Annotated in this window: 23 protein-coding genes and 2 tRNA genes; 7 read left to right on the forward strand and 18 right to left on the reverse strand. The window is 42.5% G+C overall.

Annotated elements, in window-relative coordinates; all coding sequences use genetic code 11:
- Window positions 1-46 precede the first annotated feature (46 nt).
- The 4 genes from M886_RS15665 to M886_RS15680 form a co-directional block, all read right to left on the reverse strand.
- Window positions 47-670 (reverse strand): type II toxin-antitoxin system VapC family toxin, encoded by a 624-nt coding sequence (locus M886_RS15665; RefSeq protein ID WP_048051469.1) that lies wholly within the window; start codon window positions 668-670, stop codon window positions 47-49.
- Window positions 663-1,034: an STAS-like domain-containing protein gene (locus tag M886_RS15670; RefSeq protein WP_048051470.1), complete on the reverse strand. Its 372-nt coding sequence runs from the start codon at window positions 1,032-1,034 to the stop codon at window positions 663-665. Before M886_RS15670 ends, M886_RS15665 begins: the two co-directional genes overlap by 8 nt.
- Window positions 1,035-1,483: 449 nt before the next feature.
- Window positions 1,484-1,942 carry a DNA polymerase ligase N-terminal domain-containing protein gene (locus tag M886_RS15675; protein ID WP_048051471.1) on the reverse strand — a complete coding sequence of 153 codons (459 nt, stop codon included), beginning with the start codon at window positions 1,940-1,942 and terminating at the stop codon, window positions 1,484-1,486.
- Between the two features lie 266 nt (window positions 1,943-2,208).
- On the reverse strand, window positions 2,209-2,478 hold the full coding sequence (locus M886_RS15680; RefSeq protein ID WP_048037772.1) for a ferritin family protein: 270 nt from the start codon (window positions 2,476-2,478) through the stop codon (window positions 2,209-2,211).
- Window positions 2,479-3,152: 674 nt separating this feature from the next.
- Between M886_RS15680 and M886_RS15690 the strand changes: the two genes are divergently transcribed.
- On the forward strand, window positions 3,153-5,327 hold the full coding sequence (locus tag M886_RS15690; RefSeq protein ID WP_048051779.1) for a lectin like domain-containing protein: 2,175 nt from the start codon (window positions 3,153-3,155) through the stop codon (window positions 5,325-5,327).
- 186 nt (window positions 5,328-5,513) lie between these two features.
- Here the strand turns inward: M886_RS15690 and M886_RS15695 are convergent, their stop codons facing one another.
- The 3 genes from M886_RS15695 to M886_RS15710 form a co-directional block, all read right to left on the reverse strand.
- A complete protein-coding gene (locus M886_RS15695) occupies window positions 5,514-5,753 on the reverse strand; it encodes a KEOPS complex subunit Pcc1 (protein ID WP_048051473.1) in 240 nt (79 codons plus the stop codon).
- Between the two features lie 163 nt (window positions 5,754-5,916).
- On the reverse strand, window positions 5,917-7,254 hold the full coding sequence (locus M886_RS15700) for a DHH family phosphoesterase (protein ID WP_048051474.1): 1,338 nt from the start codon (window positions 7,252-7,254) through the stop codon (window positions 5,917-5,919).
- A gap of 388 nt (window positions 7,255-7,642) precedes the next feature.
- Window positions 7,643-9,028 carry a YVTN family beta-propeller repeat protein gene (locus M886_RS15710; protein WP_048051476.1) on the reverse strand — a complete coding sequence of 462 codons (1,386 nt, stop codon included), beginning with the start codon at window positions 9,026-9,028 and terminating at the stop codon, window positions 7,643-7,645.
- A gap of 591 nt (window positions 9,029-9,619) precedes the next feature.
- On the opposite strand from M886_RS15710, the gene M886_RS15715 reads away from it, so the two are divergent.
- Window positions 9,620-9,691 (forward strand) — tRNA-Gly (locus M886_RS15715).
- Between the two features lie 274 nt (window positions 9,692-9,965).
- On the opposite strand, the gene M886_RS15720 is transcribed toward M886_RS15715, so the two are convergent.
- From M886_RS15720 to M886_RS15735, 4 genes are all read right to left on the reverse strand, one after another.
- Window positions 9,966-11,081: a PGF-pre-PGF domain-containing protein gene (locus tag M886_RS15720; RefSeq protein WP_048040980.1), complete on the reverse strand. Its 1,116-nt coding sequence runs from the start codon at window positions 11,079-11,081 to the stop codon at window positions 9,966-9,968.
- Complete coding sequence (locus tag M886_RS15725; RefSeq protein ID WP_048051477.1) at window positions 11,078-11,893, reverse strand: hypothetical protein; 816 nt, start codon at window positions 11,891-11,893, stop codon at window positions 11,078-11,080. The genes M886_RS15720 and M886_RS15725 overlap by 4 nt, the downstream gene beginning before the upstream one ends.
- 52 nt (window positions 11,894-11,945) lie before the next feature.
- The gene (locus M886_RS15730) at window positions 11,946-12,554 is read right to left on the reverse strand and encodes a hypothetical protein (protein ID WP_048051780.1); all 609 of its coding nucleotides are present in this window, start codon (window positions 12,552-12,554) and stop codon (window positions 11,946-11,948) included.
- Window positions 12,555-12,733: 179 nt separating this feature from the next.
- Window positions 12,734-14,998 (reverse strand): hypothetical protein, encoded by a 2,265-nt coding sequence (locus tag M886_RS15735; RefSeq protein ID WP_226987667.1) that lies wholly within the window; start codon window positions 14,996-14,998, stop codon window positions 12,734-12,736.
- Between the two features lie 849 nt (window positions 14,999-15,847).
- Here M886_RS15735 and M886_RS15740 point away from each other — a divergent pair.
- A complete protein-coding gene (locus M886_RS15740) occupies window positions 15,848-16,981 on the forward strand; it encodes a hypothetical protein (RefSeq protein ID WP_048051478.1) in 1,134 nt (377 codons plus the stop codon).
- Window positions 16,982-17,106: 125 nt separating this feature from the next.
- Here M886_RS15740 and M886_RS15745 read toward each other — a convergent pair whose 3' ends face one another.
- The 5 genes from M886_RS15745 to M886_RS15765 form a co-directional block, all read right to left on the reverse strand.
- A complete protein-coding gene (locus M886_RS15745; RefSeq protein ID WP_011032174.1) occupies window positions 17,107-17,352 on the reverse strand; it encodes a hypothetical protein in 246 nt (81 codons plus the stop codon).
- 396 nt (window positions 17,353-17,748) lie between these two features.
- Entirely contained in the window at window positions 17,749-19,473 is a 1,725-nt protein-coding gene (locus tag M886_RS15750; RefSeq protein ID WP_048051480.1) for a radical SAM protein, read from the reverse strand.
- A 155-nt stretch (window positions 19,474-19,628) separates the two neighbouring features.
- Window positions 19,629-19,701, reverse strand: a tRNA-His gene (locus M886_RS15755).
- A 176-nt stretch (window positions 19,702-19,877) separates the two neighbouring features.
- Window positions 19,878-20,660 carry a sulfide-dependent adenosine diphosphate thiazole synthase gene (locus tag M886_RS15760; RefSeq protein ID WP_011032176.1) on the reverse strand — a complete coding sequence of 261 codons (783 nt, stop codon included), beginning with the start codon at window positions 20,658-20,660 and terminating at the stop codon, window positions 19,878-19,880.
- Window positions 20,661-21,214: 554 nt separating this feature from the next.
- Window positions 21,215-21,904, reverse strand: a complete 690-nt coding sequence (locus tag M886_RS15765; protein ID WP_011032177.1) for an META domain-containing protein — start codon at window positions 21,902-21,904, stop codon at window positions 21,215-21,217.
- Window positions 21,905-22,586: 682 nt separating this feature from the next.
- On the opposite strand from M886_RS15765, the gene M886_RS15770 reads away from it, so the two are divergent.
- From M886_RS15770 to M886_RS15780, 4 genes are all read left to right on the forward strand, one after another.
- Window positions 22,587-22,796 (forward strand): TOBE domain-containing protein, encoded by a 210-nt coding sequence (locus M886_RS15770; protein ID WP_048051481.1) that lies wholly within the window; start codon window positions 22,587-22,589, stop codon window positions 22,794-22,796.
- Between the two features lie 238 nt (window positions 22,797-23,034).
- Window positions 23,035-23,178, forward strand: coding sequence for a hypothetical protein (locus M886_RS19000; RefSeq protein WP_200880727.1), 144 nt, complete (start codon window positions 23,035-23,037; stop codon window positions 23,176-23,178).
- A 15-nt stretch (window positions 23,179-23,193) separates the two neighbouring features.
- Complete coding sequence (locus M886_RS15775; RefSeq protein WP_048051482.1) at window positions 23,194-23,754, forward strand: toll/interleukin-1 receptor domain-containing protein; 561 nt, start codon at window positions 23,194-23,196, stop codon at window positions 23,752-23,754.
- Window positions 23,723-24,127: a hypothetical protein gene (locus tag M886_RS15780; RefSeq protein ID WP_235203990.1), complete on the forward strand. Its 405-nt coding sequence runs from the start codon at window positions 23,723-23,725 to the stop codon at window positions 24,125-24,127. The genes M886_RS15775 and M886_RS15780 overlap by 32 nt, the downstream gene beginning before the upstream one ends.
- Before the next feature lie 215 nt (window positions 24,128-24,342).
- On the opposite strand, the gene M886_RS15785 is transcribed toward M886_RS15780, so the two are convergent.
- The gene (locus M886_RS15785) at window positions 24,343-24,555 is read right to left on the reverse strand and encodes a CxxC-x17-CxxC domain-containing protein (RefSeq protein WP_048043029.1); all 213 of its coding nucleotides are present in this window, start codon (window positions 24,553-24,555) and stop codon (window positions 24,343-24,345) included.
- A 736-nt stretch (window positions 24,556-25,291) separates the two neighbouring features.
- Window positions 25,292-25,480, reverse strand: coding sequence for a DUF2795 domain-containing protein (locus tag M886_RS15790; protein WP_011032182.1), 189 nt, complete (start codon window positions 25,478-25,480; stop codon window positions 25,292-25,294).
- Between the last annotated feature and the right edge of the window lie 27 nt (window positions 25,481-25,507).

The following is a 25,507-nucleotide window of genomic DNA, read 5'->3' on the forward strand; positions in this document are numbered from 1 at the left end:
CCTTCAAGCCAAACCGAAAAAGTCGCCAAAAAGCCTGATTTCCTGCTCACCTCCGCAGCAGCTTTTCATTTGCAGTCAAAATCTCGACCCCGAGTTCGCTGAAATCCTTATCATGTGTTACAAAAACCATTTCCCCTGAACGGCAGATCTCTGCAAAAACGAGGTCATTAAAATCATATTTTCCCTGCTCGAAAAAGCTCATGATTTCAGGCAGGTCTATTACTTTTAAATCATTATCACAGGCGAGAGTATTTCTGAGGATCTTTTTCACGTTTGAGGCGATATCTTCAGCAACCGGGCGGAAGCTGATGGAGTTCCTGAAATCCTTATACCTTGAGTGAGTGGTCTGCTGTTTGAACTCAATTCTCGAAAAGGCATTGATGAACTCCGAGATTATCATGCAGTTAATATAAATCGTGCCGTTTGAATTCCTGATTTCCCTTAAAGCCCTGGAATAGACAGCCGACTTCTGGTCAGGCCAGCCTATGGGACCGTAGATGTAGAGCCAGATATTGGTATCAAAGAAATAACTCCTTTCTTCAGGAAAGTCATAGGTCTCTATTGAATGGATAGGAGCAGGACCTGGTTTTACAGGCAGGATTTTACCGGGGCGGAGCCTCGCACTGCGCCTTACAGGATAGACCGTTGCGCGGTGGACACTCTTAGGCATCTTCGCCCCCGATCACATCCCTGAGTGCTTTCCTGCAGGAATATGCGTGTTCAAAATAGCCTTTTGCCCGCTCCATTACCCTCTTAAGGACGATCTCATCTTCGTGGTCAAGGTCAGTAAAAGAAAGGCTTTTTTCAATAATCTCAGCCTGAAAGGTCCCGTAAAGCTGCCCCACAGCCGAATTTAAGAAGGCAGGAGTAAGTTCATTGGTTTCTGCAAAAGAAAGCTCAACAACCCTGTTTTTGCGGAAAGCGTCTGCAATTTTATCGTGCACTTTCTGCCCGTCGCAGGCTGCAACACAGCAGTTAATTCCTGCAGTCTCAATAATCTTTATTTTTACCTTTTCTTCCGTAGCCTTCCCCATCTGATCACTCCTTTGCCAGAGATCAAGAGTCAGAGTTTTGAGCCGAAAAACAGCCGACGAAACCTCTCTTCTCTTGCCTGTTATCCTTCTGTATTTTGGAAATCATCCATTTATCCAGTACTTCTTATCGGTCATCTCTTTTATCCAGTACTTTTTACCGATAATCTTTTTTATCCAGCACTTTTTACCGGTAATCTTTTTTATCCAGCATTTTTTACCGGTTATCTCATTTCACTGATTATTCCTCTAACACCTTTTCCTTTTACCTTCAATAACTTTGTCGGTTTACCCTGGTTAAGAGTATTTCCTGCATTAATTTCTCAAGGAATAATGTCTCGATCGCTTAACTTCGCAATCGTTTAAATTATTAAATGCGTGAACTTCTCCTCCCTGAGTTTTGATGAAGGCGAGGAAGGGACTTCACGCTTCAGAGTTAAATCCTCAATAGCTTAACCGGTTTTTTTCTTGAAAAATAGCCACCCTTTATCCTCTTTTCCGTACTTTGTTTTTATCAGTACGTAATCTCCTTCAAGTTCTTCCCCGTGAAGCGTTATAATAATCTCTTTCTCGTTGTGTTTTAGAAGTTCAAAAGTACCCCTGTCCCAGATCTCAACTCTGCCGGCTCCGTACTGTCCTTCTGGAATTTCCCCTTCAAAGTCTGCATATCCGAGTGGATGGTCTTCAGTCTCGATAGCGAGCCTCCTGGTTCCCGGGCTTTTCGGAGGCTCTTTAGGAACTGCCCAGCTCTTAAGGACTCCGTCCATTTCCAGGCGAAAATCATAATGGAGATTGGTCGCATCATGGCGCTGAACCACAAAAACAGGCTTATCGGAATTCTTCTCTTCCCCTCTGGCAGAGGGTTCGGAGGTCTTATTAAAATCCCTTTTCTTCTCATATTCTTCAAGCATGGGAGATCAATAGAAAATATGGCAGCGCAGGATATAAATGGTTATGCGGCACAAAGCTTGAAAAAAGACCGTAAATTTCGGAATCCAGCCTCTCCGGAGCGGCTTATGCTCTCATTCCGATCGTCTTCACGCAGGCGGTTTCAAGAGAAGTGCGATGCGTATATGAAAGGAATTGAAGTGTGACGCATGTATAAAAGGGTTTGAGATGTAACCTGCGGTCATTCAAGGATACCAGTTAACCACAAAAATCGGGAAATATTCTTCTTTTATTTTCTGGCAAGTGCATAATCCGCATAAATCTTTAAAAACTCCTTATCCGCCTGCAGGAGTACGGTTTCAAACATGGCGACATGGATCTTTTCTTCACGTGCAATATCAAGCAGGATAGTACGTATTTCTTCGTTTTTTGTCAGGTTTGCCATCTGTTCATAGAGATTGACAGCATCCAGTTCTGCGATCATTGCGGCTCTCAGAATTTCCTTATCAAGGTCTTTTTTGCTGATATTTTCAAGATCTGCAAGTGTTTCCGAAAACAGACTTTTACCCCCTCTAACTATGCCCTGTTAGAATATGGAAAGGCAAACTTAATGTCTCTTTCTATTGCGACTTTTTATATTTATTGGAAACTTTTATTGTAGTTTTATTAAGGTATTTTATTGAGATTTATTGAGATTTATTGAGGTTTATCGAGGCGTATCAAGGGTTATTGAGGCACATTCAGATCATTGAGACGTATAAAAGTTTATTGATATTTATTGAGGCGTATCAAGGGTTATTGAGGCATATTCAGGCTATTGGGACGTATCAAAGGTTACTGAGGCTTATTAAGGTTATTATTAGCCCTGTTTACACTGAGCAAATATCCATGATTATTTTTAAAAAATTTACTCAAGGAGGCTCTATGAAAAAAGACACTTAAAAGCATAAATTCTGGATTGGACAATAAAAATGAATTATGTTAGAGAATAACTTATACACAAATTTTATAAACTAATCATGTGAATAGATAATTAATGGGGGTTTACTGGGGGTCATGCTGATTGCAATGATAGTTGTAGAAGACCGGACTGCTATTGGCGGACAGTATAAAAATTAATAGTTAGAGATATGCCTGCTATGCCAGTTACTCCATGCTGTCTTTCATCTAACTGAAAACCAATCCATCCGAGGCCGAGAATTTTTGAAAAAGATAAATTCCTTTTTGCTTTCAATGATAATCTTATTTTCGTCTCTGTCCGTCAGCCCGAACCTCGCAGCCGGAAGTGCCGAAAACTTAGAGCCGCCCCTGAACAGCACATCAATTTCAGACACTGCAATTGAAGAAGCACCTCTGAACCCGGAATTTCTGAACCCCGGAAAATCAGAATCATTAGAGCCTGTTTCATCCTGTGACTACGGGCATGCCTCAGGCCCGGGGTATACCCCCCCTCCGGTAAATATACCGGCACTCTCACAGAAGGGGGGAAAGCTTCTGCTCAGGGCGCAGGGTTCGGAACTCCCTTCAACGTATGATTTGCGTGAACAGGGAAGGATTACATCTGTAAAAAACCAGGGAGACACCGGAAGCTGCTGGGCTTTTTCAAGCCTTGCATCCCTTGAATCTTATATTCTGGGGACAGAGGGAAATAGTAGAGACTTTTCCGAAAATAACATGAAAAATCTTGTCACAAGGTACTATTCCGATGGTTTTGACCTGACTCCCGATAACGGTGGAAATTCTTTCATAGCCATGGCATATCTTACCCGCTGGTCAGGGCCTGTAAATGAATCTGCAGACCCATATAATGAAAATTCGGTCAATTCCCCTGCAGGGCTTCCTGTGCAGAAACATGTTCAGGAAGTAATTGTACTGCCTGAGAGAACCGGGCCTCTGGATAACGAGTTAATTAAAAGGGCACTTATGGATAAGGGAGCTGTGTTTTCTACAATATGCTGGAATTTGCCGGATTATCATGATAAGAATTACACCTACAGATACACCGAATCAAATTCTGCAAATCATGCGATAACCATAGTAGGCTGGGATGATTCCTTTGACAGACACAGGTTCAAACAGGTTCCATCAGGAAATGGAGCTTTTATTGTAAAGAACAGCTGGGGAGAATCCTGGGGAGAAGATGGATATTTCTATATTTCCTATTATGATACCAGTATTGGATACAGAGAAAATGCAGTCTTTACGGCTTCGGAAAAAGAGAATTTTGACTATATCTACCAGTATGACCCCCTCGGCTGGATAACCCAAATAGGTTATTCCGAATTAACCGCCTGGGGAAGCAATGTTTTTACCACGGAAAGAAATGAAAAACTGGAAGCTATAGGGTTCTATACTACAGATCTCAATACGGCCTATGAGATCTATGTATACAAAAACCCGACAAACGGCCCGGTTAATTCATTAAAAAATTATGCTGTAAAGGAAAGCGATACCTGCTCATTTCCCGGATATCACACCCACATACTTAATTCTCCTGTAAACCTGATTCCGGGAGAGAAATTTTCTGTTGTTATAAAGTGCAGGAATCCTTCTTACGTATACCCTCTTGCAGTTGAGAAACAGTACCTCGATTACAGCAGTAAGGCACAGGCAAATCCCGGGGAGAGCTATGTAAGCCGGGACGGAAACAGCTGGAAGGACCTGACATCAGTTGTCGAATACGCGGAAACAAACCTCTGTATAAAGGCGTTTACAACTGTCAATGAGCTGCCAGAAGCTGGATTCTCATCAAACATTACCAGCTGGGTTTCTCCTCTTACAGTCCAGTTCACTGACCTTTCAACAGGTGCCCTGTCATGGGAATGGGATTTTAACGGGGACGGGATTACAGACTCAACAACCAAAAACCCTGTCTGCACCTACACATCTTACGGAAATTATACCGTTTCATTAAATGCAAGCAACAGGAAAGGTTTTGACACCGAAATAAAACCCGGTTATATAACAGTAAGCCCTCTATCAATTATCTCTTCAAGTCCCGGAGGAAATATCACTACCTATGAAGGGGAAAGGCAGGAATTCAATATCAGCACAAATCATAACACCAGTGCAAACTGGTATGTTAACGGAACGAAAAAACTTACCGAAACCGGTGTTAAAAGCAGTTCATATTCGGAAAGTACTCTGTTTCCAGGAACATATGATGTTACCGTGCTTGTCATAACAGGAAACGAAAATGTTATGCTTACCTGGAACTGGACAGTCGTTGACTGGAACCCATGGGACGATTTGACCTCCCTGGATGGGAAAAACATAAGCACGGAAGAACTCCAGGAAGCAATACACATCTATAAAAACGGCCTACCTATCCCAGGGACAGAAACCAGGCTAACAGACGAAGGACTCATAAAACTGATAAGGCTCTGGAAAGAAGGAGCTGCAAATTGAAAAGAGAATCACAAGAGGGAAACTGTAAAATGAGAGGGAAACTGTAAAATGTTTCCCGTTAATTTGGCATGAAAGTGCTCTCAAGTACTTTCATTTCTTGGGCATGTTATTCGAAGAATATCATGTGTGTTTTTTGTTTTTATTCCACGCCTTCAGTTGCTCAATTATTTTTTTATCTCTGGCTTCTTACCTTTCTTTTTCCAGAGTCTGCTCGACCCCTTCCCCGATCTTAACATTCATGAGAAAATCATCAATGGTCGCAAGGAGAGAACCTATTTTCTCAGAATGAAAACGCACAGCAATCCTATCATTGCTTATCTCGCTTTCCATGCTCCTCAGATTATCCGGGGCAAGGGCTTTCAGTATTCTGGCTGCGGATTTTCTTGATTCAGGGTCAGGAAACTCAATTGTGCCTGTAATTTTCATAAATTCGCCTCTGCGTTTTTACACCAGTTCTATGCCTCTGGTTATTTTAATTTTGCTTACTCTGTTTTTACCATTCAATTTCTGCCGGCTGGTTTTCAGGATCAATTTTTGTTCATTATTTATGCTTATCACGTTTACTTGCTCTTCTTTCCCATTGAAATTATCACTTTACTTTCCCACTGGCGTTTTTCCTGAGCTGCTCCCCGATTATACGGTCTGCAATGCTCAGGAACTCCTCCGTACTTCCCAAGGGTATTGAAGCTCCGGATGCAACACTGTGCCCTCCTCCGTTTCCGCCTGCAGCACCAGCAGCTTCCCTGAGGGTAAAGGCAAGGTCAAGCCCTTTTGAAACGAGTTCACGGGTACCCCGGGCAGAAACCTTTAAAATGCCTTCAGATTCGTTTACACAGATAAAAGGAAGCTCGGGATGGAGGTATCTGACTACGGTTGTTGCAAGGTCCCCTGTTGAAATGGCTTCAACCGTGCTGATATACCAGAGGTTTTCCCCTTTGCGAATATTTTCCACATTTTTCCGGATATCGATGGCAAGATTCTTTTCATGCTCCTTTGTAAGGGAAAGGGCTTCATCAAGGATAGTTGCGTCTTTCAGGCAGAGAGCGAGGGCAAGCCCGTAAACCTTTTGCTTCCCGCAGGTATTGAGTATGGAAATGAAATCATAAACATTGTGGACAAGTTCCCGGTTGAGCAGGAAAACTTCCCCGATAACCGCTTCAATTGCTTCAGGGCTTGCCTGTTTGACAAGTTTCAGGGCAACAGCACTGGCAAGTTTTGAGGTTTCTTCTTCGGAAAGATCTTCAATGTTTCCGGAAAGCCCAAGCTGATTTAAGAATTCCGCCGCTTTTTCCGGGTAACCGGTTACATCCAGAAAAGGCTCTTTGCTGTATGCGAGCACGTCTGCAAGATTTCCATCCCCGACTTTTAACCCTTTTCTGATGGAAACAACCCCTGATTTTAAGGCTTCTTCCAGGATGAAAGCATTTGCAGTCCGGAAAAGCTGCCTGTCTCCAACTGCCCCTGCAATTGCGAGCCCTGCAAGGTCGATGTTTCCTGTCCCGAGTTCCCGAGCTACAAGATAACAGGTTCCTGAAGCCGAGATATCCGTTGCCCCGTCTATTCCTACCATATGTGCGTTTACCACAGCTTTTGCGGGGGACTGACCTACTGGCTGGTGGTGGTCAAGTATAACAACATCCGCGCCCACTTGTTTAATAAGTTCTGGATGCCCACTGCCCATATCACAGAAAATGACAAGTTCTCCTGAAGAGATGCTCCTGTTCACTTCTTCAATTACAGCCCCGTCCAGCTTGCCGGCTATTGAAAGCTGAAAAGGGATGCCAGCCCTCAAAAGGGCGTGGGCCATTATTCCAGCTGAAGTTAGCCCGTCAGCATCGTTATGTGAAATCACGCGCACAAATTTATGCCTGCGTATTTTATCGGCTGCATTTTTTGCAAGATTTATCAGTTTTTCAAGCTCACTCAAAGCTCATCACTCGTAAAATTCAATATCAAAGTAAGAAGACAGGTACAGAAATCAGTATATTACAGAAATCAGTATTACAGAAATCAGTATATTACAGGGATCAGTTAAAAATTTAGCTGCCAGCTCCCGGAAGATGCCGTCTATACGGGCTTAATGATATAAAACACAATTCCCGGAAAAATGTATAAAATCAACCTGCGGGTGTCCACCCAACCCAAAAAAGGATGTCTGATAATTCTATTTCAGGGCAAAAGCACATAAAAAATAAGGCATATAAAGCCTTTAAATCAAAAAAAGGAATTAAGTTATTACTGGCAGTAATTATAAGGCAGCCTCATGAATGGAAGGGCATTCGTGACCCTACGCTCTCCCCTGTAATTGAAGCTGGTCAGATTTTCGGGGCTTGACTATCAGGTATTTGTTTAAATCCAGTTCCATCATATACTATAGTGTTGTTATCTACAACCGTATAGTATTCCAGGCTGTATTCATAACCAGATTCCACAACAATATGCCCATCGGTTACTATATACCATGAACATCCTGCTCGGATATATTCGTCATAAGAACCCGAAGGGGCTGTGACTGTGCGCGTTTGCCCTGCAGGAATATTCACCTGGAAAACAGCTTTTTGGGAACCTTCCTTTGCCCAGGATACGACGATATCATTTCCAACCCTATTTTTTATATGAATAACAGCGCCACCTGCATAATCTGGAACATAATCTTCTATCCCCTTACAATCGGTTTCTGTGTCTTTACTGGTGTTGCTTGCTGTTACTGGTCCCCCTATAAACTGACCCAGGGTGATGGGCGTTTTTCCCACAGCCACAGTGACTGTAACGTTGTTGGTTATGGTGTCAATTACAGAAGTAGTGTTGTCACCGGCGTTCGTTACGTATAACTTTGATCCATCCGGGGTAACTGCAACTCCACAAGGAGCGATTCCTACATTCACAGAGTCTGTAACTGTGTTTGTAGCGGTGTCAATAATAGAGACATTGGAGCTACCCAGGTTAGCCACATATACTTTTGTTCCATCAGGTGCAATTGTAACTCCAACCGGACTCCATCCTACGGGCACAGAGGCTATAACGTTGTTTGTGGCTGTATCAATTACAGAAGTAGTATTGCTGCCATAGTTCGCCACATATACCTTTGTTCCATCCGGACTGATCGCAACTCCATAAGGAGCAATTCCTACAGGCACCGTGAAGGTAATACTGTAATTAGACGTATCGATTACGGAAGTAGTGTTACTGCCGTAGTTCGCCACATATACCTTTGTTCCATCCGGACTGACTACAACTCCAGAAGGACTGTAATCTACTGGAACACTGGCGATAACAGTGCTGGTCGTTGTGTTAATTACAGAGACACTGCTGTCGTTTTGGTTCGCCACATATACCTTTGTTCCATCCGGACTTACTGCAACTCCATAAGGAGCATGTCCCACAGGCACCGTGGAGGTAACAGTGCTGGTTGTTGTATCAATTACAGAGATATTATTGCTGTCATCGTTAGCCACATATACCTTAGTTCCATCCGGACTGACCGCAACTCCACCAGGGCGAATGCCTACGGGTACCGTGGAGGTAACAGTGTTTGTTGCGATATCAATTACAGAAGTAGTGTTGTCGTCGTAGTTCGTAATATATGCAAATGGCACTGCGCCTGCGACACTCGCCAGCATTAAAAAAGCCAGGACAGTTATCCCTAAAATTATTATGAGGACATGTCCTCCGGGTATTTTATTATATGTTGTTTCTTTCAATTTAAGCCTCCAAATATAGGGCCTTTATATTTAGATAATTGGAAGAGATATAAATTCAGTCGAATAAATTTTCCTTATATTTAATAATTAAAAAAAAGAGAGGAAAATAAAAATGAGATTAAAAGATTTTATTTGATATATTTTCGATAAATCTCCAGATGCGCCGTTGTTAGAATGTTTTCGTATTTCTTCGTTTCACATTCTACCCTATTTCTGCTTTATAATCGAAAAAAGATTAAAAACCGTTTTAAAAATTAATAATTTTCGATGTTACACACACGACATCAATAAGTTAGTTCAAACATTCTAATGCGTAAAAAACGTATATATGCGTTGTCTCTGGTAGGTTTCTCTTTATATATGAATGTAAAAATAACACACCTGATACAGAATTATTATTAGTATATGTTAAAATATGAAGGTGTTGTAACGGACAAAAGAATAATAGATCCAGAAGAGGTAAAAAGTCCATCATACATAAAATCTGAGTAACTTCCCATCTAACAGCATACTAAAAAATCCCTCAGGGATTAACTTAATTAATAAAAAAATCCATAATAAGAAAAGCGGCAGGCACCCTGTCATCACAGAACATCAGTAGTGTAGCGGTCATCACTGGGCGTTGCCAACGCTCGAACCCGGGTTCGAATCCCGGCTAATGTATATCATTATATAAAATGACTGTATCAGTCCCTTAATTAAGGTCACTTTTTTCTTATTTTTGCTTATCTTTTATTTTTCTTCGGTCGATAACCACAAAATAGTCCTTTTAGTGAATCTCACTGTTTAAAACTTCAAAATTAGTCCTCTTAAGCGAGCGCAGCGAGTGAAAAGGACACCGTAATCCCGAGACGGGACTCAGGCGAGAAGGAATTCGGGTGAAAAAAGAGAAAAAAGCAGCGTTTAAAGCTGCTTTAAACCGTAAATTTATCGGGCATCAAAACTTCCTTCTCATGACGCAATATGCAGCTCCGACTGCTCCCAGAAAAGCAGCAGATTCAAATCCAGGCATAGAACGCCAGTTCCTTACAGGCTTCTGTGGCTCGGAAGAGATAGTGCCTTCCGTATCTTCATCAACAGGCTCGATTTCTATTGAAGAGGGTTCGGCTGCAACAATTGCAAATGACCCGAATCCCGGAGTCCTGGCTTCATAATAGACATAGGTACTGTCACTCTCATCCAGTTTGGTGGTTTCGAGTTTAGTCCATCCTTTGTCATAATACCAGAGGTTAAGCGAATCTTTGTCATCCGTGTCAACCCCATATTTATCAAGCCAGGTTTTTTCAACCCTGAAGCCAACTACCGCGTTTTTGATATTATCGGAATTTGCGATTCCTCCGGAACCCACCCAGATGTTTACGTTTTTATAAACCGTGCCTTCAGGCAGGCTCGGGACCAGCTTCGACTGGCCTTTAAGCATTTCAACGATAGTGGTGATCTTCCCGAGGGTCTTTCTGGCATCAAACTCCACATATCTTATGCAGGTTACACCATTGGGGAAATCGAACCTTACGTGTTTTCCGTCAGAAACATACGACTGGGACAGTTCCTTAGCCTCAACATTGTTCTGAGGTTCCGGGGAACCTCCGGCTCCGCCGCCTGAACTGCTGCCTGAACTTTTTGAGCCGCCGCCTGAACCCCCGCCAGAGCTTGACCCGACCTTAATGGAAGAGCTTGAAGGGAGTATAGGGAATTCAGCTTTGTTTATGTCCCTTAAAATACCCGAAAATTGGTATGTCCCGGATGATGCAGGAGCTTTAAGGGTGTAGCTGAAGCTTTTTTCTGTCATCAGCAGGAAGGAGACCTTATCTCCGTTTACAGTTACAGCTTTTTCCGGAAGGGTTGAGCTGACAAATGTGAAACCTGCAGGAAGCTTTTCAAGCACCTGACCTGCTGCGCCGTAATCAGCTACATTGACTGTTACCTGAAACACCTCATTAGCACTGACTGAAGACGGAAGAACCCTTTCTGCACTGCCTGCAGAAGCCGGAACTGCACATAAAATCAAAGCCATGAGTAACGCAAACGCAATTTTAAACTCAGGCTGCCTCATATCCTATCCCACCCGTCAGCATAGTAAATGTTCAGAATTGCATATTTGACCGCGCTGGAGATTTTACCGTCACTTACAATATTTTTGATTTCTTCGGCAGAGAAGCTACTGTCAGCCCCTCCGAACTTTGCTATAAGCTCATTTTCTTTAACTGCAGTGATCAAGATGCTATTAGAATCTGTAATTTTATTACCGAAGTAATCCGTTGCTGTAAGGGTGAATTTAAATTCTCCTGCCTGAGTGCTGTCCACATTGCAGGTATAAATGCCTCCTTTTTCAGGTGTCATTGATACTACTCCTCCACCTATGGGGGTAAGATCGAGGGTTACTGACATAACTCCGGACAGCTCATCCGAAACTTTTGCATTGACAGTTGAGTAATCCTTCCCGTCGTTCAGGATATAAACAGGAGATGCATAGCAGCTCTCTATAACCGGAGGCACAAAATCCCCCTTGAAAGGAAGGTCAAGCGTAACCGGGGAAGCTCCATGCTGATATGTTGCAGAAACAGGAGATTCCACAAGACCCAGCTTGAAAACTATTTTTTTCCCGTTGTCCTCTTCTGTACCTGATACATCTAACTGATACTCACCTTCTGTCTCTATAGTTTTCAAGCCAACAAGCTTTGAATCTATATAAGCTGAGATTATAGTTCCTTCAGGTACATCTGCGCCTTCTGTGATCAATTTTCCTTGGAATACGTTGGGGATAGAAGGAATATCGCTGGCAGATGCAGCCGGAATAAGGGATATACCCAGTACCAGGATAACCAGGCACACTAAAGTTCTTAAGTGTTTGTCCTTGATGGTCATCATATCACCTTGAGGTTTTTACGTATCCGAAAAACCCATTAAGGAAAATCCTTCAGGGCTTCCTTTTCGAGTCCCTCCAGAGCTTTGACCCGAAAGTGAGCAGAATGATGCCTGCAACTGCATAAATTATCTGGAAACCCGGAGCACTGCCTTTTTTAGAAGACTCGTCAGAGGATCCTTCAGTCTTTTCGACCTTTACTTCATCATCTGCATTTTCCTGTACAGTTTTTTCCTCGTCCGCTACTTCCGGAACCTCGACATCCGGTTGAGTGACTGCGCTATTTTCAATAATATCCCGGTCTTCTTCCTTATCCCCGGACACTGCCAGTGATCCTGAACCCGAGTTTGAAGTTGAACTCTTTTTAGAACTCCCGGAATCGCCGAAAGAAAGTTCAACGGATGAAATTACTGTTCCTGACTTCCAGGTAAAACTCTTGCCAGTATCCTTTTCATCAATTGTAAAAGTAACAGGTTTTCCTTCATCTTCGGCTTTACCTGAGATATAGAAAGTGAAATTTCCCGCGGGATTATTAATCAGAAATTGTTCTACGTACTCTCCGTTAAGATAAGCTGCAACAGCAGTATCTACAGGAGCAGGAGAGCCATCAATAAAGGCAACCCCATTTACTGTCATAGGGAGAGGAGGGACATCCTCAGCCATACCTGGATGGGCAGCTATTAAGAAAAATAAAATTAGTACAGCTGTTCCTAAGAAACTATTTTTCAATATTTTGTTCATAATTTACCTCCAATTGCTAGCAAGCAAAAAAAGAAAAAAGAACCTTTCAGCCTCAACTGGCTGAAAAGTACTTGCTTTTAAAATTGGCCCTTCACCGGGACTTATTCAGCCTGATAAAGTTCTACATTTTCAATGGATGCGTAAGTACCGTCTTCTTTCATGAAAATCCAGTATCCCTGTCCAGGGACCATAGCACCGCTGGACTCAAGAGTCTGAACCGGGTATGGGATCTCAGACTCTGGTTGAGCGAATAGATCCAGGAATCCAAGATTAATCGTGCCTCCCCAGCCTTCATTTTGAGAATACGTGATTATGTTGGAGAACTTATAGTTTGCAATAATCTTATCACTCTGCAATGAACCCAGAGTCTCAGACCAGTGAGCAGGCTGAGTTGAAGTGTGTCCTATCATCTGCCAGCCTGCACAAAGGTCGAGAGAAGCAGGAACATCCGGTGTTGCACTGCCGACAGGCATTGGCTTGAACTTTACATTGGTTTCACAGGCTTCCGGAGTGTAGACCCAGTAACCCTTACATGGTTCTATAGTCTTCGGGAACTGCCAGCAGGCACCGTCCCAGTAAATTACTGTGCTGCCTTCTCCAAAGACCGAGCATGTGTCAGCATTGAAAGGAGCCAGTCTCCTGGGTACGGATTTCAGGTTCCAGCCTGCATCAAGTGTAAGATCCATATCTTCGTATGTCTGGACAGGCCCGCACATAGTAAAGCATTCATCATAGTTGCCAGCTCTATCCAGAGCGATAACAGCAACCCAGTAGTCTTTACCATAGACGAGGGGTTTTCCTTGATACATTCCGATGTGCATAAACAGAGCCTTATTGTCTATAGTGTCATAGATGCTGCTTACAGGCATTGCCAGTTCCATTTCTTCAATGCCTGAAGGCTCAAAATCGCTGATGAAAACCGCATATGGAGTCCCATAGTAAGCGTCTGCTCCATCGTACAGGTCTTCTTCAGTATTTTTATCCCAGCAAACGTAAAGCCCGGGCTCATCGTATGTATAATACCATGTAGTATCACTGAAAGCATCGACAACAGTCAGGTTCGATACAGGAGCAGGGGCAGTGGTATCAACAGAAATGAAAAACGGATCAGGCTGATAGATTCTGCCTGCACAGTCAGTGATGCGCACGGTCCAGGGGATGTTCATTCCGTCAGCAACCGTTGCATCCACGGAACAGAAGCTTATCCCTTCTTCACCGATAACTGAAGTGCCGTTCTTAACTTCCGTGCCATTGATGAGCAGTTCGTACCCAAAGGGCAGCCCTGCTCCTCCCATTACACTGAAGTTAAACTTCTGTTCTGCAGTGACAAGCTCACCGTCAACAAGACTATTCGGAGAGATAAGCTCGACAATAAGCCCTTCAGTATTCACGTAGAAGTTCCTGACTTTACCTGAGCAATTATTTCCTGCTTTGTCCTCAACAAGGACAGACCAGTTGTATGCGCCGTCAAAGAGGGCTGTATATGGAATTTCTGCATATTCCCCTGAAGCTATTTCACCGGAACCCAATAATAGTTCAGGTTCTCCATTTATATACAGCTGGTAATCAAGGTCAAGGCCGCAGTTTGCGGACAAAGTGTCCCGGCATGTGAAATTAAAGTTCAGAAGTCCTGTTGTGTCAACGAATCCATCTTCTGGAGAAACAAGAGTTACGCTCGGATCCTTGGTGTCCACATACAGGTCCTGGAGTCCACTGCCACCGATATTTCCGGCATCGTCCTCGAGTACGATTTCCCACTGGTAATAGTTGTCGGATTTTTCAACCTCGTACTTTACACTTCCGTTGGAATTTATAATTCCTGATTTCTTTTCAGTACCGTTGATAAAGAGAGAGTAGGCAACTGTATTGTCCAGTTTGTCAAAAGCACTGAACTCGAAGACAACACACTCCGTATTTACATATGTGGAGCTGGGTTGAATTCTGTCAAATCTCGGAGCTTCATTATCAACCACGAAAGCATGAATATCGGTTTTCTCAATTAAGTCTACGGTTCCACCTATCCCATAGACCGTCACATTCACAGCATCATTTATACCTGCCGGGACTTCGTAGTCATAAGACCAGACAGTGTTGCTGAGGTTGGTCATGTTAAAGTAATCGGGCGTGAGAACGCTATACCCAACTATTGCCACTGCATCATATACAGGTTCACTGAAGGTTGCAGTGATCTTTACAACATCTCCCATCCTGAAAGGACCGGTTTCGTTGTAGGCAATGCTGACGCTCGGCTCGGTCATCCCGGTCGAGACAGTATCTGTATTTTCTGCTTCTCCAATTGCACCTGCTGTCCCTGCCAAAAGGGATATGATCAGCAGTGCACTGAATAATATTAATTTTTGTTTCATGTTCTGCACCTAGATTCCGCACATTTTTGATTAACTAAATCTTGAAATTTCATTTTTATCATAGTGTAAATAATATTTTAAAGTAGGCGAGTTGTAGCAGATTCCAGTTAGTAAGTATACAATCCCATAAACAGTCAAGAAATTATTAGATATATAGAGTGGTTAAGAAATAAACAAAATAAGACTGTAATAAGTTTGCAATTTATATTTTACTAAACTGCTTTGCCCTTCACCCCCTGAATTAAAGTGATCTGATTAACATTGCCTTTAATTAATATCTAAGAAAGCCATCACTTTTCTGAAACCCTTTCGGGAGGAAATATGCTGGCTTTTCCTCTGGAGCAGCAAGAAAATTGACCCCGTTAGTTCTTGTGCATCAGGGGAATTGTAAGTCAACCCCGTTTTGATACCTGGCCGACCGGTCAGATTGGTGCATCAGACATATACTTATTAATCCTGAACAGTGAATTCACTAAAGAAAACCACCAGGGGATAATAAATCAGCATTAACCAGGTACATGTCTTTTCATAATGTCTTTTAATAATGTCTTTTCATAATGTCTTTTCATATTATCTTGTGACGATAATATGACATAACTTACGCAAATATTTGATATAAATCTTTCTAAAAAAATTTATTTTTTAATAAAAGTATCGGTAAAAAATAGATTAAATAATAGTGATTTTAAAAAATTAAATAATTAAAAAAGAAATCAGACTATCGAATAAAAAAATTCATTTTATTAATTTAAGTGGGTAATTCTTCCATCCCAGGGTATATGCTCACAAATTTAAACATAAAAAACATAGTTTTCTAAAAAGCAATTTTTCCAAAGGGGAGGATTTGAAATGAAATATACCTTTCAGGACTCAACGGAATTTCCCGTTCAGAGAGACTTTATTCAGGATATTCAGGACTTTATACGGATTTCTAAAGAAGTAATCCCTCTTGAAAAGTCAATTAAAGAGATAAAACAGGTAAATATCGAAGAGACGGGGACTACTCAGGCGGGAATTGAAGAAATAGACAGGTTCCAGAAAGAAATCACTGAGTGTATAGAAGAACGTGCACTGGGATATGAATCCGGAGAAGTTCTTGAGATAAAATCCAAGACAATAGAGACCTGTGCGAACATATCGCTATTGAAAAAGAATGAAAAACTTGAAGATATAGACAAACAGAACAGGCTGGCACTTATAGAAGTACGGCAGCTGGAAGACAGGATACTTACAGCTCTCAGCCCTTTTTTTGAAAATAGCATTTATGGCTCCGAACACACCTGTTATGCTTCAAGCGAAGACAGGAAGCTTAAAGGGTGGCAGGTAAGCTCTATCGACGGCATGAGATACGAATTTGAACTGAGTTTTATACAGGATACACTGAAAGTTGAAGACCTCCAGAAACTTACTCTGCCCGTGCGGTCAAAAAGCGGATTCCTCTCAAAAGAAGAAAAGGTAAAAAAGCTGGACGTGTCAGGTTTCTACGTTACCAATATCGAGCACGGAAAAAATACTACGAGAACTGTTATAGAAGATAAGGATGCGGAAAACCGGTTCATAATTACTTCAGATGGCGGGACATTTCTGATAATGTATGGAGACAACGAAATAACAGGTGATGAAAAGCTGGCTCCCGCTCTGGATAAAGATTCCATTTCCATATTTATGGAAAAAATTAAAGATTTCGTAACAGACTCAGTGGTTTTCAGAAAGCTCAGGCTGATCCTTATAGACGGCAAAAATGCTGTTGAAGAGAATGTTATTTTTGACTGCCTTAAGATTATAGCCGGAATATACGGAAAGCTCGCAGGGGAATGCATTGAGAGAGGGTACATGGAAGGGGAAATAACGATTAAAATAGAGGAGCCGGGAAGTATCCGGACAGAAAAATACATTTCAAAGTCCGAAGCTTCGAGCGAACTATCATCCATAGGACCTGAAGGAAACGAGATTGCCCGCATCCTCAGAGTCAGCGAAGCTTAAAAGATTTTCCAGATATTAGTTTGAAAAGTTTTGAAAATCATCAGATAGGATAAGACCTGAGTAATCAGGATTTAAATAACTTTAATATGGACTCCCTGTTTGCAGGGACAACTTATTTTTTCAATTTATTCTTCCCTGTAGCCTTCAAGGTTTTCAATTTCTTTGTAACCTGTTCCTTCAGGTAAATCTGTTCCTTCCGGAAGAAAGGGCGTGAAAAAAATAACCGAACAGAGGAGCAGGAATGTCACGAACAGTCTGGACTGCTCTTCAAAAGTAGCATAAAGAATTAAAATTCCAAGCATGACCCACAAAATAAAACTCAACTGAAGAGCAATCTTCACTCTATGTAAATTTTCTGTGCTATCGCTCAAGCAAATCCCCCAAAAATGTCCCATTTAGAATGATTTGGGATTGAATAAATAGCTATTTATTAGAAAAATTCCGAAATTCAAGTTTTAAAATTTAAGACTGTTGCATATAAGAGAAGGAATTGTCTGAAAAAACATCAATTTAAAAAATAGAAAAAAGACTGCAGTTATACAAAAGTTATACAAAAGTTATACAAAAGTTATACAAAAGTTATACAAAAGTTATACAGAACCAGAAATAACTAAATTCGAAAAAAAGAAAAAATAGCAAAAGTGAAAAAAGATTAACTCAGGTTTTGGGTATGCTTATCCAGAGCAAAAATTAAAGGCATCAGCCTGAAGAACCGAAACATCAGCCAGAAGAGCCATACGGCAGAGTACCACACCTTCTTTCGAGCATTAAATTTCAATAAAGTCGATGACCTTTTCTCCCTCGCTTACTCTTTTAAGAAAATCATTCCTGTTTGAATAGGGAATTCCGGCAGCTATGGAAGCAGCCGCTTTTTTACCGATCCCTGGAAGAAATCGAATAAGAGTCGGGGGAGCAGAGTTAATGTGCAGTGGATAAGGAATTCCGGTAATCGAACGCATACCGTGCCCTGTGACAGTGATATCTGTGAATTTCCGCAAAGGAAGGAGGGAAGGGATCCCCACGAGCAGAGGATAAGAACCGATCTGCCTTCCAAAAGTAAGATCCCTGTCGTGAACCTCGCACATCACGTCTCTCAGTACCGTACCTTCCGGCACGACCTTCCTGAGCATTGGAAGGTCGATATTCTTCCTGACCCGTTCTTTATAATCCAGAAAGAGTTTTTTGTGCTTCTTTGCAGCTTCGTCCCTGCCGTACATTGGAGTTCCGGGAAATGCCATGACCTGCCTGATGTTAATTCTCCGGAGAAGAAGCCCCGAATCAAGAACTTTTTGAAGGAAAGCATAATTTAACTGGAAAGTCTTTTTAGTCTCGCCCATAAGGCCATGAACAAAATTGATGCCCGGAAGAATTTCCGGAAGCCCGTTTGCCCCGCGCACAGCTCCAAACCTGTTGACCAGCCTGATCGCTTCAAAGACTTCTTCTGAGGTCGCCTTGAGGGAATTTGCTGCAACCACTGCGGGATCGGCAGTCTCCATACCAAAAGCTGCCACATCTCCCGGCGTATGGAATTTGACAATTGTCTTCAGAATCTGCTCTGATTCTTCCGGATATGTTGCAAGAGTAATGGGGTTTGCGTTGTCCATGTGGAGTACGGAAAGTCCGGGTGCGGAATTCCTTATTCCTTTATAGAGCCTTTCAAGGACCTCAGGCACAGGCTTCGGCACTGGTCCACCTGCGTCTGTCCCATGATAGGAAAAGAGGTCAGGCTGCCTTCCGATTCTGAAATAGCGTGCTCCGTAAGAATAAAGTGCGGAAACTTCAGAAACAACATCCTCCACGGGCCTGTAGTCCGAAGACCCATAAAAAGGCTCAGTGCAGAAAGAACAGTGAACCTTCCTTCCGCAGCCCCTGTATGTTTCAAGCTCACACATGCAGTGAGGGTAATCCGGGTGCTGCCTGATCAAAAAAGCCCCTCTGACACCCCAGCATCCGATCTCGGATGTTGTCCTGAAACGGTGCTCAATAGACTCCTGATCTTTCAGCCTGACAGGAAAGCTTCCAGTACTTCTTTCCCCTTCGATCCCGTCCTCAAAAAGGTCGTAAATAAAAGCCTCAATGTCCATTTTTGCAAGTACGGCATCTCCGAGGCTTATGCCGCTTTCCGTGCCCTTTGCAGCCCTCCCGCCTTCGCTGCTGAAGCCGAGCCTTATAGGGCCGCCCATAACTTTTATTCCCTTTGCAGCCCCGAAAATTGCTTCAATTTCTCCGGGAGAGATGGGAGATGCACGCAGATATTTGCCGGGCACGGTCATGCCGGCAATAATAACCACAAGGTCTGCCTTCCCAATAAGCTCGCCAGCTCCGGGAATATTTTCCCTCAGGGTGTCAATAGTCAGGTAATGAATGTCATTTTCAGAAAGCCCGCGTTCTCTCAGAGCTCCTGCTATATACCTTGGATAAGGGGAAAGATAGGGAGGGACTCCCAGACAGGCGGGTTCGTCTACGTAGCCGTCTATAATAAGTGCTTTCATATAAGTTCCTGTTTCCTTTGTTTGATAACCGGAGATTGAAGTATAGAGCGCAGCTGGATATTAAATTAAGGGTAATTAAAACAACACAGAAGCAGAAATAAAGAGAGGAAACCAGAAAAGAGAAATCAATAATAGACAATTAAAAAATAATTGAGGGCCGGGACCGAGAATCGAACTCGGGTCGTAGCCTCCACAGGGCCACAGGATGGACCTCTACCCTACCCCGGCCACAGGGTCTGGTACTTCAGGTTTGAAGCAACCTATAGAAGGAGTTTTTTTATATAAAGTTTTTGCCGGGAAAAGCAGCTGACCTTTTTAAGAGAAGGAAATCTTACCGTTTTCCGGCATAAAAAAGTACCGGAATAATAGAAAAAATCCGGTTTCTCTCAGGGGTTTCGGCCAGATCAGATCTTTTTAAGCCTGTCAAGGGCAAGTTTTGCAGCCTTTTCTCCGGAAAGGAGCATCCCTCCAAAGACTGGACCCATTCTTGGGGCACGGGTTGCGGCATTTGCAGCCATGCCTGCCACAATAAGTCCTGGATAGATCTCCTGGGTTGCATCCACAGCCAGGCGCTCTCCTACCTCGGACCACATAGGCTTTTCTCCCAGGATGCCGAATTCCCCTATTTTTGCGTTTGGGATTTTCCGGAGAATGGTATTGCAGACGACTGCATCATGCCCTGTACCGTCAATCACGAGTTTCGTGCGGATCATGAGAGGATCCACATGCAGGCGCTGTGTTGTGACAGGTCCCCAGTTAATTACTATGCCCGTAACCCTGTCATTCTCCCGGATCATGATGTCTTCAAAGCTCACAAGGTTAAAGACCTCAGCCCCTGCAGACGTTGCCCCTGCGATCAGTTTTCCCACGGATTCCACGGAGTTTGCCACAAAATACCCGGGCTCGTACTCCTTATACCTGATCCCGAAGTCGTCCAGGACGCGGCAGGCTTCTTCCTGTACAACTATGCGCGGAAACATCATGCCTCCAGCCCACATCCCTCCCCCGAGGGACAGTTTCTGCTCATAAATAGCGACCTTTGCCCCGGCTTCAGCCAGGTACTTTGCAGCCACAAGGTTTGCAGGTCCGCCTCCTACGAGTGCCACATCAATGTCCGTGTATTCAAGGAAGGTTTTAGAATACTCTTCAAAAATTGCCCGTGTAATTATGACTTCGTCGAGTTCCATTTTAATCTCTCATAAAGCTTATGCGGTTGAAAGACCGGAAAAAAATCCGGGATTTTTCAGAAATAAATCAGGAATTGTTAACCCTGATCCGTAACATTAAATTCACATTTTGATACAGGGCATTGTTTTTAAAGTTGTTGGAATCGGTGGGAAAAAGCAAAAAGAAATAGTAGTGTCGCAAAAGAATCGGCAGTGTGCTAGTGTCATGAACATTTAGTTTTTGGTCATTTTATAAGTTAAGAATCGTTATGTATTGACATAGAAATACTATAAATTATGCTCAATAATTAAATTGTCATGACACTAGTTTTTCTGAAAAATTACAAATTTTAAGAGTTTTTGAGCCAGGAATTCAGGATCATTAGCATGGTTTCACATGCAGTATCCTGAAATGCCCAGAAAATTGATTTTGAATTTACAGAAAATTCGCGGCACTGACCAAAAAACAAAAATAAGAAAGAAGCTCAAAAATATTGGGGCTTGATTAACCAGATCTAAGCCTCAATTAACCAGGTCTGAACCTCAATTAACCAGGTCTATTTTTAATCAAGCATTTACCGTTCAGCCTTCCCCCCATTAATAAAGAACATTTTGTCACCTTCATTTCCGGGGTAAAGGACAAGCTGACCGTCCTCAATGGCTGCTGCCTCTACAGTGGGTAAAAGAGACATATATTCGCCATTCATGGACTCAGGACCGCAGTCAACAAGAGTTGTTACCGGCAGGTCAAGGAAAAGCCTATTTCCTTCCAGGGAATATGTCCCGCTGCCGGTGTTGCAGTCGGCTTTAATATAGTATGTGCCGTCAGCGAAAAAGGAAAGCGTATAATCTTCAGGGCTGGGCACTTTTATCTGGCTATCAGGGCTGTCAGAGTCCTGGAAACCGGTCCACTGCCATTCGGTATCCTGGATATTGCCAGCAGAAATTGGTTCCAGGTCCTCTATATCGACTCCTGAGCTTTCCGGGCTTCCCGAAGACTCTTCAGGGACGACTCCTGCGGATTCGACAGGAGTGTTCTCTACAGGTTCAGCAGAAGTTTCCTCTTCGGTTTCTGCAGGAGCATCAACAGAATCATTATCTGCAGGTTCAGCTGGAGCGCTTTCTACAGGTTCAACGGGAGTATTATCTGAAGGCTCAGCAGGAGTTTCTTCCTGCTCAGTACAGCCGAGTGAGAAAGAGACTGCGGTTATAACCCCTATGGTAAGGAGTAAAACAAGAGTTATAGATGCACTTCTGGTTTTCATCGTACGCCTCATAACTTAATTTCATGAAAGTATTAATTACATGGATTAATTACACGGAAAGATGTGCCTTTTCAATAAAGCTTTTGTTTTAACTGCAATTTGACCTGCAGTCATCCAGATGTTTCTTTCAGTCCGTTGCCGGGAGTTCTGAGCAGATACTGCCCACAAACAGCACTTATCAAACAAAAACCATAATCAGTGATCTTTTATTCAGTAAAATCAGCGATTTTTTATTCAGTAAACAGGGCTGGCAGTTAAACCATACAGGAAAACCCGCATGGAGAAATTTTTAAAATAGGCAAATTCAAGCTGCCAGCAAATCGCTACCTGACAGATCAGCTACCAGGTAAATCAACTGCCGGATACAGGCAGAATATATAGTGTTATTCTCCATACGGACTTCTTATTCAGGAATATGAAAAATTTTCTGAATAGTGTTATCTGAATATTGCTATCTGAATAGCGTTCTAAACAGTATCATCTATATTTCACCTGTTATAAAAACACCTTCTAACAGATTATTTGCCTTCGGAGACGGCTTTTATTTGAGAGATTAACAAAGATTAAAATTCAGTAATTAAGTTTCGAAAACCAGATTCCTATGCATCTATAATTCACAAGACTAACCTTATTGATAAGAGAATAAAAATCAATAAATAAAAACCGAAATATGGGGAATAAGATGAAAATAAGCGCGCGCAATGTCCTTAAAGGCAAAGTCAAGAGCATAACACACGGATCGGTTAATTCGGAAATCGTGGTCGAACTTCCGGGAGGTACCGAGATTACTTCGATCATAACAAAAAACTCGGCTGAAAAGCTGGGTTTAAAAGAAGGGCATGATGTCTATGCAGTAATTAAAGCCTCAAGCGTCATGTTAGCCTCAGACTGAGATGCATGACTCCTGGACTGCAAATAATGTTATTCAACTAATGTGTCATAATAAACCATAACTTCAGGAACCCATACCTGTCAGAATGAAATTAAACAGGAACTCATAGCCACACGAATTATACACGAATTGATAAGAGGGCAATACCTCAAGGAAATCAAAAACACTGACAGGAAATTGTCCTTAGAAGATTGTCCTTAAGAGAGCATTTTAAGTTATATTAGAGGGGGGAATCATTTTGCCAAAAGAAGAAAAAGTACCATCTTTTCAACCTGAACCTATGCCTGAACCCGAACCACAGCCGGTTCCTTCACCCGAACCGATACCCGAGCCTGAACCGGAAACCGAACCAGAACATAAGTCCGGAAAACAAGAATTGTGAACCAAGTCAGCAGGCATGATAACAAAAATTTACATATCTCATTGCGAGCAAGATGAATTGCTTGCCCGGGAACTGGCAAGGACTCTCTGGGCAGTTGAAATAGAGAGCTATTCATCCCTGTACAGGAAAGCTCGTATTCTTTCTCTTGCCGAAAGGATACGTTTTGGAGTCCGCCAGTCAGACTGCGTTATTCCTCTAATCACACAGGATGGAGTAAGCTCTCCGGAAGTGAACCAGGAGATCGGGCTGGCTGCAGGACTCAACCAGCTGATAATACCGCTTGTAGAATCGGGAATCGAACTGCCTGTACTTATCCGCCATCTCCAGCCGGTTATCTTTTACCCTGATACCTATGAGGATGCCCTGGGAAAACTCATACAGGGCATAAGACAGCTTACTAAACTTGACTGGCTGAAAATAAAATGTCCTTACTGCGGGGAGGAAATGACGCAGTATATCTCTCCGGAAGAGGAGGTTGATAAGGCTCTTCTTGCAGGAAAACATCTCGAGACCATCTGCAGTTACTGCCAGAGGAATATCTACCTTGACCCGAGAACCTTCAGGCCCGTACCCTGACCAGAAGAGAGGCGAATTCATGGAAGAGGAAGGAAAATTCATACAACAAGCCGGAGAAGAACCCGGAGAACCAGCAGAAGCAAAATCAAAATTGGGAGAAGCTGCTGTCCGTGAGGCTGAAGTAAGGGGCATAGAAGAACTTACCCTTGCAGAAAAGAAACACCTGCTGTTACAGCTTTCCAGGGACAGAGTAAAAGACAGTTCTGCCGGTCCCTGGGAAATTATCGACATCCGCAGGGAACAATGGAGAGCGGTTAAAGATACACTTGTCGAACCTGTAGAAATAGACGTGAGGGACAATGGAAGGAATGAACTGTTAAGGGTACTGTTTGATATAACAAAACTGGAAAGGGAACTTGAATCAATAAGCTGAAAGAAAAACTTGAAAGAAGAATAAAGGGAGATAGATATACGTCAAAAAGCAAATAAAGCAAGATCAAAAATTAAGTGATATAGATTAAAAAATTAAGTGATATAGATTAAAAAATTAAGTGATACAGATAAGATTTCGAAGCAGCTTAGAAATCGCCTGTACGAAGCGTATCTGTTTTATCTGTCAAAATTAAACTATCAGATAACCCATTCGGTTTAGAAGTTTCTACTTTTTCTCTTTGCATAGCACTGCCTGCAGTAGACTGGTCTGTCAGGGTCCGGTTTGAAGGGCACCTCGGTTTCTATATCACAGTCAGAACATTTTGCTGTGTACATCTTTTGCGGTTCTCTGCCGAAGCCGCCTTCTTTTCCGGAATCGCTTTCTCTGCTCTGGTCCCGATCTTTACTCTGGAAACTTTTTCGTTCCATTTATTTCCCCCTCGGTTAATCCTGGTTTTATATCAAGTAATTCAAGAGCCCGCACTCACCCATGGGTTATTCCGCAGTGTGTCTCAATGAACTAATTGAATAATAAATATCCGGCATGTTGGTATTTATTGTTGTTGCAGCTGTTTGAACTATTATGAAGTCTCCCGCAGTTTATTTCAGGACTTTAAAAGGCATTTTTTGCGATCCTCTATGCAGTAAATAAGACAGTTGTTTTTAAAACAGTTATTATGACCCGGGAGAAAGTTCAATATAAAAGCCTGTGACATGAAAAGTCCAGAAAAGTTAATCTCACAGCCAGAAACGGTCAGATCGCATAATAATTGAGGGTAAAAGTCTGAAAATATTAAGAGCCTGAAAGGATAGGTCTGAAAAGTTAGACTCTGACAGTTTTATATTTTCTCAGCCTGATCCAGGGGCCAGTAAAGTGAAAATAAGAAGAAAGAGGAAAAAATGACGAGAATAAAACTATAAACCAAAATATTTTTGAAAATGGGAGGCATTTAACCTCCGGAATCTTTTCCTGCTCCAGATGAGAGGCTATAGACATTTCAGGGGTTGTCTTGATGCCACAAACTCCAGAATCTGGACCTTCTCCTGTTCTGTATGTCTACCAGTTCATCATGTTTCAGATAACCAGACAGCCTGAAATCCCTCAACTTCGACCAGCATTAAAGCTTATAACTCGCCTCCCATCTAAGTACTGTTTATTCAGAAGTTATTTGCCTGCGAACTCCCTGCTAACATCGGCAGCATTGGAGTATTCATGGTCAGGAAGGTCCTCGAGGACTGACATTACATCCTTACCTGCTTTATGCTTCTTGGCATGTTCAATAAGATCTTTCTTCTTTGCAGGATAATCCATACCCTTCAAAGCCTTCTGAACTTCAATCGGACTTGTCTTCATATTTTTCCCCCATAATAGATTATTTAT

It is taken from the genome of Methanosarcina soligelidi (assembly GCF_000744315.1).
Taxonomy (GTDB): Archaea; Halobacteriota; Methanosarcinia; order Methanosarcinales; family Methanosarcinaceae; genus Methanosarcina; species Methanosarcina mazei.